Below are 16765 nucleotides of genomic sequence, written 5' to 3' on the forward strand. Positions count from 1 at the left end.
GCGCATCAAGCGGTTTCGGGCGCAGGAAGGCCGCGAACCCAACCCTCATTCGGCCGATCCGTTGGAGAAGCGCCTTGCGGAAGCCCATGCCTATATCAAAACCAAAAAAGCCGAACGCCAGCGGGCGACTCATTCGGGAGCCTGAGACATATGCCGCGCTACCGATCTCTCGATGAAATCTTCGACGAGCCGGATGAATTTGGGCTGCTCGAGATCAAGGAGCGGAACCGCGGCGAGGCGGCAACGCCGGATGCTCGAAACGCCGAGATCGTCTCGCAGGTGAATGTATTTTACGAGTCGAATGGCCGAATTCCGGACGACAACAGCTTAGACCTTGAGGAAATGAAGCTCGGGACGATCTGGCGATCGATCCGGACCAGTCCAACGGCTGCGATGATGGAGGCTGATCGGAATCGGCTTCTTGGACATGGCCATCCAGTGACACGGACCGCAACCATTGCCGATGCAGAGGCTCTGCCTATGCCTGAGCCCGATTGGCGCGAAGACGTTGCCGACGAGGAAGTACCGACAAGTCTTGACGACATCTTCGGCGATGATGACTTGGACGTGCACGACGCGGTTCTGAACATACGAAATGTGACGCCAGCGTCAGAGCGCCAGTTGCCTGACCACCGGGCCGACATGTTCCCGTGTCCGGATTTCGAACACTTCGAAGGCGGCTTTGCCGAGATGCAGTCGAAGCTCGAGTCCGGAGATCGAAAGGTTCTCCCGGTTCAGGACAATGTAGAGATCACGGTCTACGAAGGCGATTTCTTCATCCATCGTGGTCTTCTGGTCTATGTCGCCGAAAAAACGGAACTGTCGCGCAGAAGCGGCAAACCAGATCACCGTTTGCGGATCATCTTCTCCAATGGCATGGAGAATGATCCTCTGTCGTCGTCATTTCGCAAAGCGCTCGCAGCAGATAAGACCGCACGGATTGTCGAAAGGGCTGGGTTTGGCCGGCTCGATCCAGAATGGGATCAGGATAGCATGGCGGTCACCGGCACAGTGTATGTGGCGCGAAGCCTGTCCAGAGTCCCGGAAATCGCAGAAGTATCAAAGATCCTGCACAAGGTCGGTGTGACCAGTCAGGATGTCCGGCGGCGCATCGCTGATGCGAAAAACGACCCAACTTTCCTGCTCGCGCCTGTCGAAATTGTCGCCACCTATGAGTTACACAATCTGGAACGCATGAAGGTCGAGGATCTTTTGCATCGCTTTTTTGATGTCGCGCGGCCGCAGGGTCTTGTGATCACCGACCGGTTCGGCAAGGCGGTCCATCCTCGAGAATGGTTCTACGTGCTTCCTGAGCATGTGAGCCAAGCCGTTCAGCTCATTCAAGAACGCAGGTTGCATGAGTACAGGTACGACAGTCAACGCCAGTTGATCGTCAAGGTGGAGCCGGGCAATTAGACGTGCTTCTCTATTGAAACAGGTTCGTTCGGAGTAGGGCGCGTGATCCGAGCTCAGAAGAAGGTGACCTCCCGCAGGCCTTGAAACGCGCCTTCTTTGAACGCGCCAGCTTTATGCAGCCGCGGGAAATCTGGAAGCCTGTCTACCTCGACTAACGGAAGCAAAATGTCAGCGCTGAACCATGGCATTTTTGCGGACCTACTTTCGTCATACATCTTCGAAAGTGCCCTGCCGACCGCATAAGCGCCGGCCAAGTCAATTTTGGAAACGCGTGTCCGATTTATAGGAAGCAGGCTCCCAGTTGTCGATTTACCACCGACATTGAAATAGATCAGGTCATGGCCCCACCCGAGGCGTATGATATGTGTCCGGTCGGACCGTTGGATTGAAACTCTCGGAAATAGGTCCCTGACCCAAACCTTATGTTCATCGCACCAGTCGAGGGCTTCCTTCAACATCGCTACGCTGCCTAGGTCTTTCTTCCAGATCGGACATGAGTGCTGAAACCCGGCGAATTTGACCCGCTTCTCACTTCTGATGTCGTTAGCAACGAAATCGCCTTCGCGTGTGACCTTTGGAGACCACATTTGCTCTTCGAGCGCGGCTGCGTCCTCCAAACCTATGTGCATGTCATCAATCGCAACTTTGGTATTCGCAGAAATGGCTCTGTGTCGTGCTTCAAGCAGTGTGATGGGCGGTAACGGTTTCCTCAGGTGTTGGTCGAGGATCGAAGGCCCATTGGGTCGAACGATATCGTCAGGAACATCCACTGGCCTGTCTGTTTTCACGTCGTGGTCGACCAGCCAACGGTACGGTGCGCCAAGGTCCATAGGATCATCATTCATGAGCGAAAGATGTGGCAGCCCCTTTTTCAGGAACGCCATGATTTCCCGCGTATCCTGACGTTCCGCGCCCATGAGCCGCCCTTGAAAGGTTTGCCGATCTGAATTGCTTTGGCGGGCTTTCAGTGCGTTTTCTATGCGCTCACGTTCGATATCGCTCAGCTGGCGTCGTAGATACGCGATAGAAACATCGACGTCACCGTAGTCGTCTCGCTCCTCAAGCGCGCTGCCGAATAGCTTCAAGGTGATGCGCTGCAGGCGATCGGAATCGCCGTTGATGACCTTGGCCCGGGCGAGAAGTTCAGAAATGATGGTCTGAACCTTATCGCGCCCGATACGCTTTCGCTTGGGTTCCAGTGCGAGGCGAGTCCCATTCGGCGTTAGCTGCCAATAAAACAAACTGTCAAAGATGTCGGCAGGCTCCAAGTACCCAGCCTCGGCCATCTGGCGCAAGATGAGGTCAGCATGATGGGCATCGCAATCCAGGGTCCGTATTGCCTCTTCAAGCCCGACAGATCTTCCATTGATTGCTGAGCGCAGGACTGCTTGGACCAGCTCCAATGGTACCGTTTTTACTGGCGAATGCTTATGGGACCCTCGCTCATTCATTGTTCAACGGCGTCGCAGAAAAAAACCTCATCAACGCCTCCCCAACCTTCCCAAACGAGCCAGCTGCGCCATCATTTGCGATCCGGTTCCGGTGGATGGACTGCCCCCTGCAGGTGTCACATTTGCCATTCCCGGCCGTTGCGGCATTTGTTGGGCCCCAAAGAACTGCCGTGCTCTGAGTGCTGCATATTCGGCTCCACTGGCACCACCAACAAGATACCGATTGTAAGCCTGCTGATTGCCCATCGCAGCGCGCGCAAAGCTGTAGCTTCCTGCCAAGCCCCCAGACAGCGCTGGCATCATAATGTTCCCTGAGATCGCGCGAACGATGAACGGCGTGGCGATGATGAAGCCCTTGGCCATGAGGACCATCATGAAGAAGGGGATGAGCGCGCCTATATTTGAGGCCCCTTCCGGGTCGCCGAGTTCACCAATGAGGGCGGATGATACACCTGTGATTGTTGCGAATACGCCAGCCACGACGATTGGGTAGAGCGCAAAGGAGACCAGTGCTGACAGCCAGCGCGCGAAGTAATCCTTGGTCACTTCGAAAAGGGAGAGGAAGATCATCACGGGTGCGATGCCAATGAGCAGCGCGATCATCAAACGCGACGCGACCAAGATAAATGCAGCGAGCCCTCCCAAGATCGACAACATCAACACGCCAACAATGTCGAGCATCGCGCCGGCCATCCAGTTGAGCTCAGACCCGGCCGCGTTAAGGTATTCTCCAAGCTCGGCGATGAGCCGGTCAAATTCTTCTGCAAATGTCCCCGATGGACCTGGAACGCCACCACCGACGGAGGCGACCAGCGCGCCCGCAATACTGTCGATCCCCGCGAGGATTGCGGACGAGAATGCGTTAAACTGCACCCAATTGGTTGCAAATATCCCGATGAGACCAATCTTGACCGCAAGCCAGAATGCCGTTCGCCCGTCCATCGCTTTGTACTGATAGATCATGTTCAGGAAAACGAGGATCACCACCAGCGTTGTTCCAAGAACGAGAAGCGTTCCCACCGTGGCAGCAACAGACCCGAACTGTGTCTCGGCGGCGGTGTTGAGATAGCCTTGGGAGGTTTCAACGAAGTAGGTGACGACACTCATCGCGGGGCTGCCTTACCAATTACCTACGGCGTCGCAGATGGCCTTGGCGGCAGTTCGGGCGGCATTGGCGCGGCGGTTGTAGACGTCCGAGGCTTCGAGCATCTCCCATCGTTCGGCACTGGCATAGTGATCGCGGAAGGTGGCCTCGGCCTCGTCCCAGGCTGGAAAGCGGATTTCGCAGTCACAACGGCGGGTCTCGACGACCCGCTCGAGGTTCTGGGCGCGGTAGATATCCTGGACCAACACGCGCTGATAGGCTTGGCGCAGGGGGATCGCCTGCATCCAGACGGGCTCGGCGGGCCGGTCCGGACAGACGTCAAAGCTGCGATCGAGGGTTGGCACTAGGTTGCGCTCGGCAACGGCGAAGGCAGGCGTCAGGCTTAGGGCCAGCGCGGCCAAGGTGAGGTGCTGCGCCTGCCTCATGCCGTGGCTCCAGCAGGTGTGGTTTCGCGCTTCAGGAAAACGGTGTGCCCGATATTGGCGAATTCCGAGGAGCTGATCGACACGACTTCCCAGCCTTCCGCACCTTTGGCATTCAGGCTGGCCTGCATGTCGGAAAGGCTGGTTTTGCGGGTCATTGGAAAGCTGAGGATGTCATATTCAAAGGTCTTCATTGGGAAGCTCCGATCTCTGTTGCGCCGGGGAGGTAGAATTCGGTGATGCCGCGTTTGCCGTCGTGGCGACCGGCCTGGATGATCACGTCAATGGAGTTCTCGATGTACTGGATCATGTCGGCATAGGTCATTGGGATCTCGGTCTTGAGCGCGGCGATGGCGAGACGCTGTACGGCAAGTTGCGGGGTTTCGGCATGCAGCGTGGTCATGGATCCGCCATGGCCGGTGTTGATCGCCTCGAGGAAGGTCATGGCTTCCTTTCCGCGCACCTCGCCCAGAATGATCCGGTCGGGGCGCATGCGCAGCGTGGCAGTGAGCAGCACATCGGCGGTCTGAAACTCCGCATCGCGATTGGCGATCAGGGTCACAGCATTCGGCTGGGTCGGTAGAAGCTCGGCGGCTTCCTCGATGGTGACAATGCGTTCCTCTGATGGCACGTGAGACAGGATCTTCCGCGCGGCGACGGTCTTGCCGGTGGAGGTGCCGCCCGAGACGATCATGTTGAGCTTATTGTCGACGCAGAAGGCCAGGGCATCGTCGATGACACCAGACGCCACGACCTCGCGCAGTTCGCGGGTTTTCTCGAGACGGAGTTCTTCGAGTTTGCGCTCTTTGCCATAGAGGAAATCAAGCGCGATCCCATCGAGCGGCAGGCTCGAGAAGAACCGCAGGCTGATCGACATGGCAGAGAGCACGGCAGGCGGGGTGATGACTTGGGCCCGGATCGGTCGCCCCTTGTAGGTGATCGAGACCGAGACGATGGGGCGGTCCTTGCTCATTGTTGTGTTGGCGGAAGAGGCGATCTGGTTGCCGAGGTCCTTCACTTCTGTTGCGGTCAACGCCTGATCCAGCTTCCGCATGAAGTGATCGCCCTGGAATTCTCCCCAGCAGCTGCCATCGGGATTGATGCAGATCTCGATGACATCGTCGCGGGCGGCGGCGTCGATCCGGTCGAGCGAGGTCTGGAGATAGCTCAGCGACATGGGCTCAGAATATCTCCAGATCGCGGTCGACCATCACCGTGACGCGGGCGCCCTGGTCGACATAAATGACGGGACCGATGGAGAGGTAGTCTCCGATCACAGAGTCCGTGGCATCGGCAAGATCGTCGCCCACGTCTTCGAGCACGTCCGCCGTGGTCTCGTCCTGAACATTTGCTGCAGCGGCGCTTGGCGCGGCGGAGATCAGCGAAATCAGCGCCGCCGAGCCGAAGCGCTCATCGAAGCGGGTATCGACAAAGCCGGTGACACCTGAGCGGCCCAGTTCATCTCCCCCGAAGGAGCTGATCTGGATGGTTTGATTGTCGGGCAGGATGATCCGGTCCCAGGCGATGGTGACCCGGCGCTGCGCGATATCGACGCCGGAGCGATAACGCCCGATAAGACGGGACCCGCGCGGGATCAGGAGGCGCGCGCCATCGAAACTGAACACGTCTTCGGAAACAACGGCCCGGGTCTGGCCGGGCAGGGAGCTGTCGAGCGCGGTTTCCATGACGGCCTGGATCATGGTGCCCTGGATGATCGTGTTGGAGGGATTGGCGATGACTTCTGCCTGTGTCACCGAAGTGGGCAGCGCGCCGTTCAGAACGAAATCCGTCACTTCGCCAAAGGTCCGCTCGGTCAGAGCCGTCTCATTTGCGCCAGAGGTGCCGCCAAAGGCGATGGTGGGCGAGGTGATGCGGCGTTCCTGAAACGCGCGCTCCTCAGCAGCGCGGCGTTCAAGTTCCGCGAGCCGTCGTGCTTCTTCCTCGCGGCGCAGCCGTTCTTCTTCCCGCGCGCGCAACTCGTCCTCGGTGGGCCCGGTGGGTGCGGGAAGTGGGCGGTTGGCCTCGAGCTGCGCAAGTTCGAGGTCCATGCGGAGTTGCTCCATCTCGCGATCGCGCGCCGTTAGCTCATCGCGAAACTGCTGCTGCGCGGCTTCCGATGCGGCTTGCAGGGCGGCGATTTGGGCTGTCAGCGCATCGATCGCTTCTGCGGCAACCGTGTCTTCCTCGACGACCGGCTCGGGCGCATTGCGCAACTCTTCGATCTGGGCCTGAAGAGCTGCGAGTTGCGCCAGAAGCTCGGCATTTGGTTCGACCGGTTCCGGCGCGACCAGAACCACCTCGGGCTCGGGCGGGGGCAAGGTCTCGATGGCGCCGAACCCGTCGCCTTCGTTCTGGAACACGTCCGGCGTGGCCGTGGGAAGGGCTTCCTCTTCCTCGGGTTGGGACATGAGATAGAGCAACGCACCGCCCGCGCCGATCACGAGGACGACGACCAAAGCGAGCAGCGGTGAGCGCCGTGGGGCAGGGGGCGAACCAGCGCCCTTGCCTTGTTCTAGAGCAGCGAGGCGTTTCTCGAGGTCTGCGTTTCCAGTATCGCTCATGATCCCATCCCCGCAGGCGGTGTGGCCTCGATACAGACCACCTCGTCCCCGATCCGCAGCACCCATTGCCTGTTCACCCCGGAGACCCGGATCACGCCGTCCTCGGTGGCTTGCGTGTTGACCGTCCGCTCGCGGCCATTCGCGTAGCGAAAGATTGCGGGGACGGGCGCGTTCCGCGGGAATTCGAAATACGTGAAGGTCCCGTCATCCCAGACGCGGGTCGGGGTGAACTCGGTACGTGCGCTGGCACCGTAGTTGTAGTTTGGCGCGTGGGCCGCGATGGCACGCGTGGGCCGTACATTGTCTTCGGGATAGCGGAACTGCACCACGTAGAAGGTCGGGCTGCGGGTCTCCTGGACGTTGAAGTAGTAGCTGCGGCGGTTGGTATAGACGGTCACGTTGGTATGGACGCCGCGTGCAACGGGCTTGATCGCGAAGGCCTGCCCGCCCGGCACGCCGTCGATCTCGAAGCCCTCCGTGTCGCCCGCTATGATCGAGCGGATGCTTTCGCCCTCGCCGAACTCGATGGTGGTCACATGGGTGAGCGACACGCTGAGGCGGTAGACCTGACCTTCTTGATATGTTGCCAGCCGCACCCGATTGTCATTGGGCCCGCCACGCGGGATGGCTTCGGCGAAAGCAAGGCCGGGCAACAGGGCAATCAGCAATATGAAAAGTCGAGCAGGGAACAAATTCAATTCTCCAATCTGTCGGAGCGGACGGAATATTCGAGGACCGTGAAGCCGAAGGGGTTGGTCCAGACCTCATCGATGGAGCGGCGGGTCTCGGGGCGGAACTCGAAGAGAAGCGTGGCAGTGAAGAGGCCTGTCTGAACGCCATTGATAGACGTCAGGCGCTTGCGCAGGCGGACCGTGGCGCGGTTGGTGCCGATCCGGTTGATGCTGAGGATTTCCACGTCGAGCCGGGCATTGGGGCCATAGACGGTCGGCGGGTAATTCTCGTTGGCGCTGTTCCAGATTTGGCGCAGCCCGCTCTCGGCGGCCCCGTCCGAGCGGCGCAGAACGCTGCGTATGCGCAGATCGTTGTCCAGCTGGTTATAGACCTCCCGATCGGTCACATAGCGGAAGACCTCCGCCTCGATAATCGCCTGGTTGGCCGTGACAGACGTCGCGCCCACCGAGGCCTCGGGCAGGGCAAAGCCGGTAGCGGGATCATAGGGGACAACGACGGGCGGGGGGTCGACATCGAGGATTGTGACAGCCGCGGCGCTCAGGCAGCCGATGACGCCGAAGACAAGGCCTATCAGGCCAAGGCGCTGCCAGAGCCGTTCGCGGCGCAGCGCACCATAGACCAGCTCTTCTTCGATGATTTCCTGTTCACTCGCCACCTGTCACAACCCTTGATCAGTCTGCCCGCAACTCGGGCAGCGTGAAGTCCATAAACCGCTGTTCCTCGGCGATGGTGGCGGCATCGATCACACCGCCGGTGCCGTCACCCACGGTTTGCACCGCTTCGAGCTGCCACATGGCGACGAGCGCGATCGCCAGTTCCGCCGTGATGCGCGTGTTGAGATCGATGCTTTCCTTAAGTTCGTCCATGTCATCGATCAGCCCGACGAGCCGGTCGATGCGCTCCAGCGATTGCCCTGCGTCTTCATAGCTGTTCTGGGCCGCGGCCGAGACGAGCGCGCCGGTCGTGGCTTGTGTTGCCACGCGGTTGGCCCCGGGATTGCCGCTGGTGGCCATTTCCGAGAGGGTGTCATCGTCAAATCCGAGATCGGCCAGCACCCGATCCATCTGGGTTTCGATCTCGCCCGCGCCTGACCCGGACAGGCCGGAAAAGTCCCCTGTCTTGATGGCTTCGATGGTGGCGAGGATGTCGCCGAACTCCTGATCGAGCAGGCCGTTCAATTCATCTTCCATCTCGGTGCGGATAATCTCGGGAAGCTCGGCAAGGCGGGTGAGCGCTTCGTAGGTTCTTTGCAGCTCCGCGAGTTGGTTCGTGAGTGTGGCGAGCTGTTCGCGGAGCTGCGTCAGCTGCTCGTTCTGCAGGATCTCGTCTTCGATCATCTGCCGGAGCTGCTGGATATTTTGCGCGATGTTCTGCGTGTCGACGACGGGCACGCCTTGTGCGAGGGCAGGGGAGAGAGTGCCGAGCTGCAGACCAACGCCGAGTGTCGTGGCCAAAGCCGTTCTCATGAATAAGTGTCCCATCAGTCTATCTCCCTGATCGTGAATTCCATGAACGCGCCCTCGGCCATACGGGCACTGGCCTGAGCCAACTCTTCGGCGGAGAGCACGCGAGTGCGGGCGGCCTGTAGCCGCATGCGGGCCGCGACGAGGCGCACGAGTTCGGCGCGGGCATAGGTGTTGAGCGCGATGCTCTCCTGTACATCCTCGGTTTCAGAGATCTGCTCGACGATGTCCGCGATGCGCAGGGCGGCCTGCCGGATCGCGGCGGGCGAGTTGTTGCCATAGAACGCCGCACCGTGCCCGGTGATCGAGAGGTTCGCATTGGCGAGAAGCGCCGGATCGATCGTGCCGAGCGCTTCGATCCCGCCGATGCGGCTCAGATAGAGATTGTAGCGTTCGGGGATGACCTGGACGTAGTGCTGGGTCTCGGCGAAGGGCGGTACGCCCCCATATTCGAAGACACGGCCGGGTCCGGCGTTATAGGCGGCGAGCGCGTTGATGATGTCGCCGTCGAATGTGTTGAGCTGGGTCGCGAGGTAACGCGCGCCGCCATGCACCTGCAGATAGGGGCTGTCATAGTATTCCGGGTTGATGCCAAGATCGCTGGCGGTGCCAGGCATGATCTGGGTGAGGCCGAAGGCGCCGACCGGCGAGCGAGCACCGATGGTGAAACGGCTTTCCTGCCAGATGAGCGCCTGCAGCAGAGCCCGCCATTGAACCGGCGAAAGACCCGCGCGGCCCACGCCTGCAAAGCCGCTCGTCTCTTGAGCGACGCGGATGATGAGCTGCTCGATGTTCTCGGAAGCGTCTCCGAACATCTGCGCTCCGCCGGGATTTGGATCGATCTCACCCGTGCCATAGACCGCCTCTACGGAGCGGTCCGGATCGCCGCTGCCGCTTTCCAGCCCCGAGACCATGGCGGGCAGGCCCTGACCGCCGAAGCTCGACTGGGCATCGAGGATGCGTTGGAGGGTTTCCAGCTGCTCCCGTTCGATCTCGGCAATGAGCTCGCGCACGGAAAGCTTGTCGGCTTGAGTGGCGAGGTCAGCCTCGCGATCACCAGTTTCGACGATGTCCCGTGCGGTCAGCCCGCTGTCATTGGTCGGCACACCTTGAGACGAGGCCAGACCGGGCAGCAGGCAAAGCGCCACGATATGAGGCAGACTAGACTTCAATGTCGCCCTCCGGCGCGCCGAGCGGTACGAAGTGGCAATCCTGGGCTGTCGCTGCCGTCGAGGCGAGAAAGGAAAAGCAATTGGCCTGCGGCTCCCGATACTGGGTGCAGGAGGCCAGCGCGCCGAGCGCAGCCAAAGCGATAAGAATACGGATCATGAAAGCCTCCAGAAGTCCGGGCGGTCGCGGTAATCGGCGCCGACAAGCGCTTCTCCCTTTTCCATGCCGCCAAGGATCGTGAGATTGGGCCCGAGAGCACTGAGATCGGCATCGACGACGATTGAGCCCTGATCGTCGCGGATCAGCGCCAAACGGCTGTTGCTGCCCGTGTTGAGAAGGACGTCGAGCTCCTTCTCCGTGAGGTTCAGCATGGCGTAGTCCGAGGCACTGGCGCGGATATTGGGCAGCAGGATCTGCGTCGGCACCGCCTCGACGATGGTCTTGCCGGTCCGGGTGCGCTCAAGCTGGCTGGCATATTGCGTCATCATCACCGCGACGGTGTTCTGCTTGCGCGCTGTCACCAGCCAGTTCGACAGCCGCTCGGCGAAATACGCGTTGTCGAGCGCCTTCCAGGCCTCGTCGATCACGATGATGGTGGGGCGGCGGTCCTCGATCTCGCGCTCGACCCGGCGGAAAAGATAGGACAGGACCGCCATCCGTTCCTTGTCGGCCTCGCTGTCGAGAATGCCGGTCAGATCGAAGCCCACGACATCGCCTTTGAGCGAGAACGTGTCCTCAAGGCTCTGCCCGAAGATCCAGCCATAGCGGCCGTCTTCGGTCCACTCGAGCAGGCGCTGGTGCAGATCGCCGCCATCATCGGTGGACACAAAAAGCGATGCGAAATCCCGCCAGTTCCGCAGGGCCGGGTTTGTGGCCTGCGCGTTCTGGCGCACGACTTCCTGGATGCGGTTGGTCTGCGCGGGCGTCAGGGGCTTGTCGGCGCGGTAGAGCAGGGTTGTGAGCCAATCCGAGAGCCAGGCGGTGCCGCGCGCATCGGTCTCGGTCCAGAGCGGGTTGAGGCCCGTGGGCTGGCCGGCGTTCAGGGACGCGTAGCGCCCGCCATTGGCGCGCACCGCCATCTCCATACCGAGACGGTAGTCGAAGACGAAGATCCGCGCCCCTGCGCGACGGGCCTGGGTCATCAGGAAGGCCGACAGCACCGATTTGCCCGACCCGGGCCGCCCCATGATCAGGGTATGCCCGCTGGTGGGTTCTTTGTCGGGCGATCCCTGCTCGTGATAAGAAAACCGGTAGGCGCTCTGCTCCGGCGTGGGCAAATAGGTGATGACCCGGCCCCAAGGGGTAAGTGCTGCAGGTTTGCCGAGCTGTGTCCGGTGGAAGGCCGCAAAATCCGCGAAGTTGCGGTTGGTGACGGCGCTGGCGCGAACGCGCTTTGGCTGGTTGCCGGGGTGCTGGCTGAGGTAATGGGCCTTTGCGGCGACCCGCTCGCCGATCATCTTCACGCCTTCGGTCGCGGCGGCGTTCACGATTTCGGCGCTGAGCGTCTGCAGCTCTTCGAGCGTTTCGCAGAAGAGCGTCACGACCATATGGTGTTCGCCGAAGCTTTGGCGCTTGGCCTCGAGATCATCGGCGGCGATATCGAGGGCTTCCAGGAGCGAGAGGGCCGCGTCCTGGCTGGCCTGCATCTGGCGCTTTTGCCGTTTGATGCGGCCCGCCATGAGGTTCGAATTGATCGGCGTGAAGGAATGGGTGACGATCATGTCGACCGGCAGGTTCAGCATGTCGAACATGGTGCAGGAGGTGCCTTCCGAGTATTCCCCGATGGTGAAACTCTTGCCGTAGCGGTGGCCCACGACGCCCTCGGAAAGCTCGAAATGGTCGCCGTGAAAGGTCACGCGGGTATTGGCGACGTTGACAGACAGAAAGCCGTAGGTGTTGGCCGGATAGAGCGGCAGCTCGGTGCCCGTGTTGAGCGCGCCCAGAAACCCCACCAACTCTCCCGATCCGGCTGACAGCAGGCGCGGCTTGAGCTCGGTAAGCCCCGAGAGGAAGACGTTCACGGCCTCACTGAGGCGCTGCAGGCGTTTGCGGGTCTCCTCCTTCAGTCGGTCCGGCGCGCTGCGGCCGAGGTGCGGCAGGAGGCTTTTCGGAGGCGGGCGGTGAATGACGGTGAGCGTCAGTGTTTTGTCGCGGAGCCCGCTGGTCTCGAGTTTCGCGCGCCAGCGCCGGTCCACCTCGCCCGCGAAGCTGTCCTCACGGATGGGGTCGAGATCAGGTTTGATGGCCTTGGAGACCTTGTGGACGTAATAGCTGAATTCCGGGCCGAGCTGCGCGACGATGCGGGCAAAAAGCGCCGTCACCTTGTCGAGATAGGCATCGTCCGTCGTGTAGCTGTTGATCCCCTCGAGCCGGATGCAGCGGAAGAGTTCGTTCACCCGGGTCCGCACGGTCTGGTCGTCAACGAGGCTCACATAGGGCAGCATATGCGCGAGGCGGGTCTCGCGCGCGTACCAGTCCGGCGTCATTGTGCGGGCATCGAGCGCAGCATCACGGGCGTCATCACGGGGCATAGCTGTCCCCGCCATGGATGCTGCGGTTTCGCGTGGGTGGCGTTTCCTGCAGCGCCGTCATCATCACGTCGATGAAACGCGGGTCCCAATCGGCGGCCTTCCACAGTACCGGATAAAGAAGGGCGGCCACGCCCAGCACCCCGATGTGCTGGACCCAGACGAACAAGAGCACCGAGCCAAAGAGCCAGACCATCGCATACATGATGGGCAGGCCCAGAAGCTTGGGCGGGCGCACGAGGCCGAGAAATAGAGGCGCGCGCTCAGCCACCGGCAAAAACCGCGGCAACGATGGTGGGGGCGGCCGCAACACCGGCGATGCCCACGAGGACCCAAAGCGCTTGGCGCAGGTCGATGATGTTGAAGAACCAGCTCAAGAAAACGCCGAGGACCGCGAGTGTGGCGATGACCACACCAAGAGGTCCGGTCAGCGCATCGACAATGCCCTGCAACAAGCTCTGGATCGGGGAGAGATCGATGCTCTGTGCAACGGCGGGCTCGGCAATGAACAGGAATAGCGCCAGCGAGGCGACAAAGAGGTTTGAAAACCAACTTGTTTGGAAAAAGCGGTATCGCCAATGCACTGCCGCGCTGCGCGCTCTCGTGACATTGCCGATAAGTGTTTTGAGGAATGATTTCCAAAAAGGTTGGGACATCATGAATTTGATCCTTCCAATCGGGCCACGACGGCCATGACGCGGGCCACGTGGTTCTGGGTTTCTCGGTAGGGGGGAACGCCGCCATACTGGCGGACCGCATCGGGTCCGGCGTTGTAGGCCGCGAGCGCGAGGCTTGGATCGCCAAACGTTTCCAGCATCATCGCGAGGTAGCGCGCGGAGCCGTCGAGGTTCTGCAGCGGATCACGCGGGTCGACGCCCAGATCACGCGCCGTCTCTGGCATCAATTGACCAAGGCCAATGGCACCTGCACTTGAAATCGCATCCTGCCGGTAGGCGCTCTCAACCTCGATATTGGCCCGATAGAGAGCCAGCCAATCCGTCACGGAAAGCCCCGCGCGACGCAGGCCGGGATGGCCGGCATAGCGCAAGGCCGTGGTCTGAATCCCGGAGAGGACATCGGCGCGGGGCAGGGGTGCCGGACCGACACGGGCTGCAAAGCGCATCGCTTCTCTCTCTGGCACAGTTTCATCGCTGCCGAAAATCGCAAGTTCGTCGGCAGCCGATCCCTGACCGATGCCATCATTGTAGTTCCGAGCAAAACTGCTCTGAGACCGGGATGGGGTCAGAGATCCGTCGCCCTCCATGACCAGGACCATTTGCGCTGAGGCAGGTGCTGCGACCAGCCAGAGGCAGACGAGGTTAGTTGTCAGCGGCCTTGTCTGATGGGGCTTTGTCTGACGGGGCGAGTTTATGCGTGCGGCTTGTACCCGCCTTAAGCGGCAGGTCGACATGTGCAAAGCCAAGGCCAATGAAGAAAGACACCACGCCGGAGATCGTCTTGAACTCGCGAATCTTGATATCGTTGTAGGTCGTCCGCGTGCGGGCGGTGACGAGGAGCTTTTCCACCCCGTCATCAGAGACAACGCGCATGATCCAGACCCCGTAATAGCTGGGGCCCTTCTTATGTGCCGACTCCTGGCACAGGATTTCTGCGCTATAGCCGCTTTCCACGAGCTCGCGGAACCTGGCTTCCGTAACCACATTTGGTGCTTCGATGTCCCAGTTCATGGCCCGGCTCACGCTTTCTCCAATGGCGCAATCCCGGGCATTCCTACTTGAAGCCCAGAGTTACGATAGTATACTATCAACCGCAAGATGTAATATCGTGCCTTAGCTGTAGTTTGGTTACGCAAACACTAGTCACGGCCAGTGTCCGCGATCAAGGAGATAACAGGTTTGAGAAACCCAAGGTTGACATGCCTGCTCCCATTGCAAGCTATGGCCCTTCTGATCTGCGTTCCTGGGCCGGTTTTGGCGGAATCCTGCTTCGCCCCGGTCCGTCCTTTCCTGCCAAGCGATTCGCAGGCGGCGCGGGACTATGCGGACATCATCCGCGGGGACTTCGAAGATTACATTCAGGATATCCAGAGCTACTTCCGGTGCCTCGACGGCGAACGCGCCCGCGCGTTCGAGGAAGCGAGGGAGGTCAGTGAGGACTACGGCCGATTTCTACAATTGGTAGGGGATTGATGGGCAACCTCGGGAGCATCAGACTTGCAGCCCATGGAAACCAGACGCCGATAACACCCTCATATATCTACTTTTTAGATAACAGATTTCATCCGCTAGCGACGTCACAAAAGGTATGTGACGCGTGGCAAAGACAATCAGAAGCAAGGGACAAGTGGCACTCTGTCAGGCGTTGGTCGACGCCCGTGTCAAAGCGGGCCTTGGTCAGAAAGACCTGGCAGACAGGCTCAGATGCCACCAGTCCCTTATTGCCCGCCTTGAGAGCGGCCAGCGCCGGGTCGACGTTGTCGAGCTGGTCGTCTTGGCGCGCGCCATCGGCTTTGACCCGTTCGAGGTTCTGGCGATCGTTGAAGCCGCCACGGAGCCCGACCACAGGATTTGAAGCCAATGAATTGTTGAGAACACGGGAACCCACTTTCCCGGTCTGATGATCATTTCCTCATCGAGGACCAGGTAGCCAACATCAAAGAAGCCCGGCGCGCGGTCGTAGTGAACGCTCTGCAATCCCACGCCGCAATTCGCAGCGCCACAGTGCAGGAAGTCAGTAAACAGTGAACGATGATAGGGGTGAGGGCGTCGCGATCGCCAATCTGATCGGTACCGATGGGTGCAGTGTTGTTGGTTGGGTTTATCGCTGGAGTACAGGCTCACATGCGGTGATGTGGGACGTCCAAGGGCCCCAGCCGGTATCGGAAACCCGGCCGGATATAAGTGACGAACAGAAGCAAGAAATCGACTTCGATGCGCTGACGAGGATCGGAAGAAGCGACGACGGGTGAACAGAGCGAACCCGCGGTGTTTGCCTAAACGCCAAACAGCATGTGGACCGCGAAGCGTATGCGGTGCGGTCGTGCAAGCCAAAGAAGCCGTCTTCCATGACAAATCTACGTGGCGGCAGGTCAGTAGTTCACCTGCTCGAACCCGTAGTTGCCGTCATAGTCACGCCAATCGACGAAGACGGATCGGTGATAAATGCCAGGGCAATGCTCGCCCCAACGTTCAAGTCCCACATGGGCCTCGGGCATGGCAGTTATCGAAGATCGCTGCCATGAGAAATCGCCTTGGGTCCCGTAGGTGCCGAGGACCACGGTCGCGCTTCGGTTACAATCCCCATCGCGCCCGGACTCGTGCTGTCGTGCATACCGTACATCGAAGACGCGGATGGACCGCACGAAATTGAACTCTGGCCCGCTGATATCGATGTCCGCGCGGTCCTGAACGAGCCGCAGGGCGAGGTCGGTGGGAACGAGATTATCTACTAGCAAGGATTGAAGCGGTCGACGGCTGTCCGTTCGGTACAAGGCATCAAAGATGCCGCCAGCGTTGTTTTGTAACCGATCGTTCTCGTAGGAGGCGCCCATGGGACAGCGCCAGATTTGCAGCGGTGGTTCGACCGGCCAAGGTGTAATCCGCCGGATAAATTCGGCGCGGGCTCGGGCGCAAGGGACGGAAGCAGGCCAGCCGCCAGACAGGCACAAGAGGATCGCGCAATCGATCGGGTATGTCTGCGCGCGGGCAGGTATTGGCAGCGAAGAACCTGTCACGGTCAAAGCGACTGCGACCGAGGGGAGGAGCTTCTTGAGTAAATGGCGCATGCTGTGGAGCCTCCGTGATAGGAGTTCAGCATACATACAATAATATACTATCGCAACGCTAAGTATAAAGTCGCATAATGAAGTTTATGTAAAATGTAACCCTAAGCCTTTGGTGCTGCGCTTTGATCTCAAGTTGCACGTGTTTTGCACATAGGCGGACGTTAAGCTCTTCAGGGCTATGGTAAATCTGCCCACTCCTCCAAGGTCTCCT

20 protein-coding genes are annotated in these 16765 nt (G+C 60.2%); 3 read left to right on the forward strand and 17 right to left on the reverse strand.

What is annotated here, in order from left to right:
* Positions 1–150: 150 nt before the first annotated feature.
* Positions 151–1416 carry a GIY-YIG nuclease family protein gene (locus tag F3H35_RS16590; protein WP_149780665.1) on the forward strand — a complete coding sequence of 422 codons (1266 nt, stop codon included), beginning with the start codon at positions 151–153 and terminating at the stop codon, positions 1414–1416.
* A gap of 53 nt (positions 1417–1469) precedes the next feature.
* Here F3H35_RS16590 and F3H35_RS16595 read toward each other — a convergent pair whose 3' ends face one another.
* The 16 genes from F3H35_RS16595 to F3H35_RS16665 form a co-directional block, all read right to left on the reverse strand.
* A complete protein-coding gene (locus F3H35_RS16595) occupies positions 1470–2819 on the reverse strand; it encodes a hypothetical protein (RefSeq protein ID WP_149780666.1) in 1350 nt (449 codons plus the stop codon).
* A gap of 78 nt (positions 2820–2897) precedes the next feature.
* Positions 2898–3974: a type IV secretion system protein gene (locus F3H35_RS16600; RefSeq protein WP_149780667.1), complete on the reverse strand. Its 1077-nt coding sequence runs from the start codon at positions 3972–3974 to the stop codon at positions 2898–2900.
* A 12-nt stretch (positions 3975–3986) separates the two neighbouring features.
* Positions 3987–4397 (reverse strand): hypothetical protein, encoded by a 411-nt coding sequence (locus F3H35_RS16605; RefSeq protein WP_149780668.1) that lies wholly within the window; start codon positions 4395–4397, stop codon positions 3987–3989.
* On the reverse strand, positions 4394–4588 hold the full coding sequence (locus F3H35_RS16610) for a DUF4177 domain-containing protein (RefSeq protein WP_149780669.1): 195 nt from the start codon (positions 4586–4588) through the stop codon (positions 4394–4396). Before F3H35_RS16610 ends, F3H35_RS16605 begins: the two co-directional genes overlap by 4 nt.
* On the reverse strand, positions 4585–5571 hold the full coding sequence (locus F3H35_RS16615; protein ID WP_149780670.1) for an ATPase, T2SS/T4P/T4SS family: 987 nt from the start codon (positions 5569–5571) through the stop codon (positions 4585–4587). The genes F3H35_RS16610 and F3H35_RS16615 overlap by 4 nt, the downstream gene beginning before the upstream one ends.
* Before the next feature lie 4 nt (positions 5572–5575).
* Complete coding sequence (locus tag F3H35_RS16620; protein ID WP_149780671.1) at positions 5576–6955, reverse strand: TrbI/VirB10 family protein; 1380 nt, start codon at positions 6953–6955, stop codon at positions 5576–5578.
* A complete protein-coding gene (locus tag F3H35_RS16625) occupies positions 6952–7647 on the reverse strand; it encodes a TrbG/VirB9 family P-type conjugative transfer protein (protein ID WP_149780749.1) in 696 nt (231 codons plus the stop codon). The genes F3H35_RS16620 and F3H35_RS16625 overlap by 4 nt, the downstream gene beginning before the upstream one ends.
* Before the next feature lie 2 nt (positions 7648–7649).
* Positions 7650–8303, reverse strand: coding sequence for a virB8 family protein (locus F3H35_RS16630; protein ID WP_149780672.1), 654 nt, complete (start codon positions 8301–8303; stop codon positions 7650–7652).
* Positions 8304–8319: 16 nt separating this feature from the next.
* A complete protein-coding gene (locus tag F3H35_RS16635; RefSeq protein ID WP_149780673.1) occupies positions 8320–9129 on the reverse strand; it encodes a type IV secretion system protein in 810 nt (269 codons plus the stop codon).
* Positions 9129–10283, reverse strand: coding sequence for a lytic transglycosylase domain-containing protein (locus F3H35_RS16640; protein WP_188130015.1), 1155 nt, complete (start codon positions 10281–10283; stop codon positions 9129–9131). Before F3H35_RS16640 ends, F3H35_RS16635 begins: the two co-directional genes overlap by 1 nt.
* Positions 10273–10440, reverse strand: a complete 168-nt coding sequence (locus F3H35_RS18940; protein WP_188130016.1) for a hypothetical protein — start codon at positions 10438–10440, stop codon at positions 10273–10275. Before F3H35_RS18940 ends, F3H35_RS16640 begins: the two co-directional genes overlap by 11 nt.
* The gene (locus tag F3H35_RS16645; RefSeq protein WP_149780674.1) at positions 10437–12812 is read right to left on the reverse strand and encodes a VirB4 family type IV secretion/conjugal transfer ATPase; all 2376 of its coding nucleotides are present in this window, start codon (positions 12810–12812) and stop codon (positions 10437–10439) included. The genes F3H35_RS18940 and F3H35_RS16645 overlap by 4 nt, the downstream gene beginning before the upstream one ends.
* A complete protein-coding gene (locus tag F3H35_RS16650) occupies positions 12802–13080 on the reverse strand; it encodes a type IV secretion system protein VirB3 (RefSeq protein ID WP_043772477.1) in 279 nt (92 codons plus the stop codon). Before F3H35_RS16650 ends, F3H35_RS16645 begins: the two co-directional genes overlap by 11 nt.
* Positions 13073–13393, reverse strand: a complete 321-nt coding sequence (locus F3H35_RS16655) for a TrbC/VirB2 family protein (protein WP_149780750.1) — start codon at positions 13391–13393, stop codon at positions 13073–13075. The genes F3H35_RS16650 and F3H35_RS16655 overlap by 8 nt, the downstream gene beginning before the upstream one ends.
* Before the next feature lie 71 nt (positions 13394–13464).
* A complete protein-coding gene (locus F3H35_RS16660; RefSeq protein WP_149780675.1) occupies positions 13465–14085 on the reverse strand; it encodes a lytic transglycosylase domain-containing protein in 621 nt (206 codons plus the stop codon).
* Positions 14086–14128: 43 nt separating this feature from the next.
* On the reverse strand, positions 14129–14497 hold the full coding sequence (locus F3H35_RS16665) for a hypothetical protein (RefSeq protein ID WP_149780676.1): 369 nt from the start codon (positions 14495–14497) through the stop codon (positions 14129–14131).
* Between the two features lie 210 nt (positions 14498–14707).
* Here F3H35_RS16665 and F3H35_RS16670 point away from each other — a divergent pair, with 210 nt between their 5' ends.
* Together F3H35_RS16670 and F3H35_RS16675 are read left to right on the forward strand one after the other, a co-directional pair.
* Positions 14708–14959: a hypothetical protein gene (locus F3H35_RS16670; RefSeq protein ID WP_149780677.1), complete on the forward strand. Its 252-nt coding sequence runs from the start codon at positions 14708–14710 to the stop codon at positions 14957–14959.
* Between the two features lie 124 nt (positions 14960–15083).
* A complete protein-coding gene (locus tag F3H35_RS16675; RefSeq protein ID WP_017470289.1) occupies positions 15084–15341 on the forward strand; it encodes a helix-turn-helix domain-containing protein in 258 nt (85 codons plus the stop codon).
* 517 nt (positions 15342–15858) lie between these two features.
* On the opposite strand, the gene F3H35_RS16685 is transcribed toward F3H35_RS16675, so the two are convergent.
* The gene (locus F3H35_RS16685; protein ID WP_223228454.1) at positions 15859–16554 is read right to left on the reverse strand and encodes a hypothetical protein; all 696 of its coding nucleotides are present in this window, start codon (positions 16552–16554) and stop codon (positions 15859–15861) included.
* Between the last annotated feature and the right edge of the window lie 211 nt (positions 16555–16765).

It is taken from the genome of Roseovarius litoreus, assembly GCF_900142765.1.
In the GTDB taxonomy this organism is placed as follows: Bacteria; Pseudomonadota; Alphaproteobacteria; order Rhodobacterales; family Rhodobacteraceae; genus Roseovarius; species Roseovarius litoreus.

Coding starts and splice junctions, on each gene's coding strand:
- F3H35_RS16635 (WP_149780673.1), bottom strand. CDS start 9,129: ATGGGACACTTATTCATGAGAACGGCTTTGGCCACGACACTCGGCGTT.
- F3H35_RS16670 (WP_149780677.1), top strand. CDS start 14,708: ATGGCCCTTCTGATCTGCGTTCCTGGGCCGGTTTTGGCGGAATCCTGC.
- F3H35_RS16645 (WP_149780674.1), bottom strand. CDS start 12,812: ATGCCCCGTGATGACGCCCGTGATGCTGCGCTCGATGCCCGCACAATG.
- F3H35_RS16590 (WP_149780665.1), top strand. CDS start 151: ATGCCGCGCTACCGATCTCTCGATGAAATCTTCGACGAGCCGGATGAA.
- F3H35_RS16605 (WP_149780668.1), bottom strand. CDS start 4,397: ATGAGGCAGGCGCAGCACCTCACCTTGGCCGCGCTGGCCCTAAGCCTG.
- F3H35_RS16660 (WP_149780675.1), bottom strand. CDS start 14,085: ATGGTCCTGGTCATGGAGGGCGACGGATCTCTGACCCCATCCCGGTCT.
- F3H35_RS16665 (WP_149780676.1), bottom strand. CDS start 14,497: ATGAACTGGGACATCGAAGCACCAAATGTGGTTACGGAAGCCAGGTTC.
- F3H35_RS16610 (WP_149780669.1), bottom strand. CDS start 4,588: ATGAAGACCTTTGAATATGACATCCTCAGCTTTCCAATGACCCGCAAA.
- F3H35_RS16615 (WP_149780670.1), bottom strand. CDS start 5,571: ATGTCGCTGAGCTATCTCCAGACCTCGCTCGACCGGATCGACGCCGCC.
- F3H35_RS16600 (WP_149780667.1), bottom strand. CDS start 3,974: ATGAGTGTCGTCACCTACTTCGTTGAAACCTCCCAAGGCTATCTCAAC.
- F3H35_RS16620 (WP_149780671.1), bottom strand. CDS start 6,955: ATGAGCGATACTGGAAACGCAGACCTCGAGAAACGCCTCGCTGCTCTA.
- F3H35_RS18940 (WP_188130016.1), bottom strand. CDS start 10,440: ATGATCCGTATTCTTATCGCTTTGGCTGCGCTCGGCGCGCTGGCCTCC.
- F3H35_RS16685 (WP_223228454.1), bottom strand. CDS start 16,554: ATGCGCCATTTACTCAAGAAGCTCCTCCCCTCGGTCGCAGTCGCTTTG.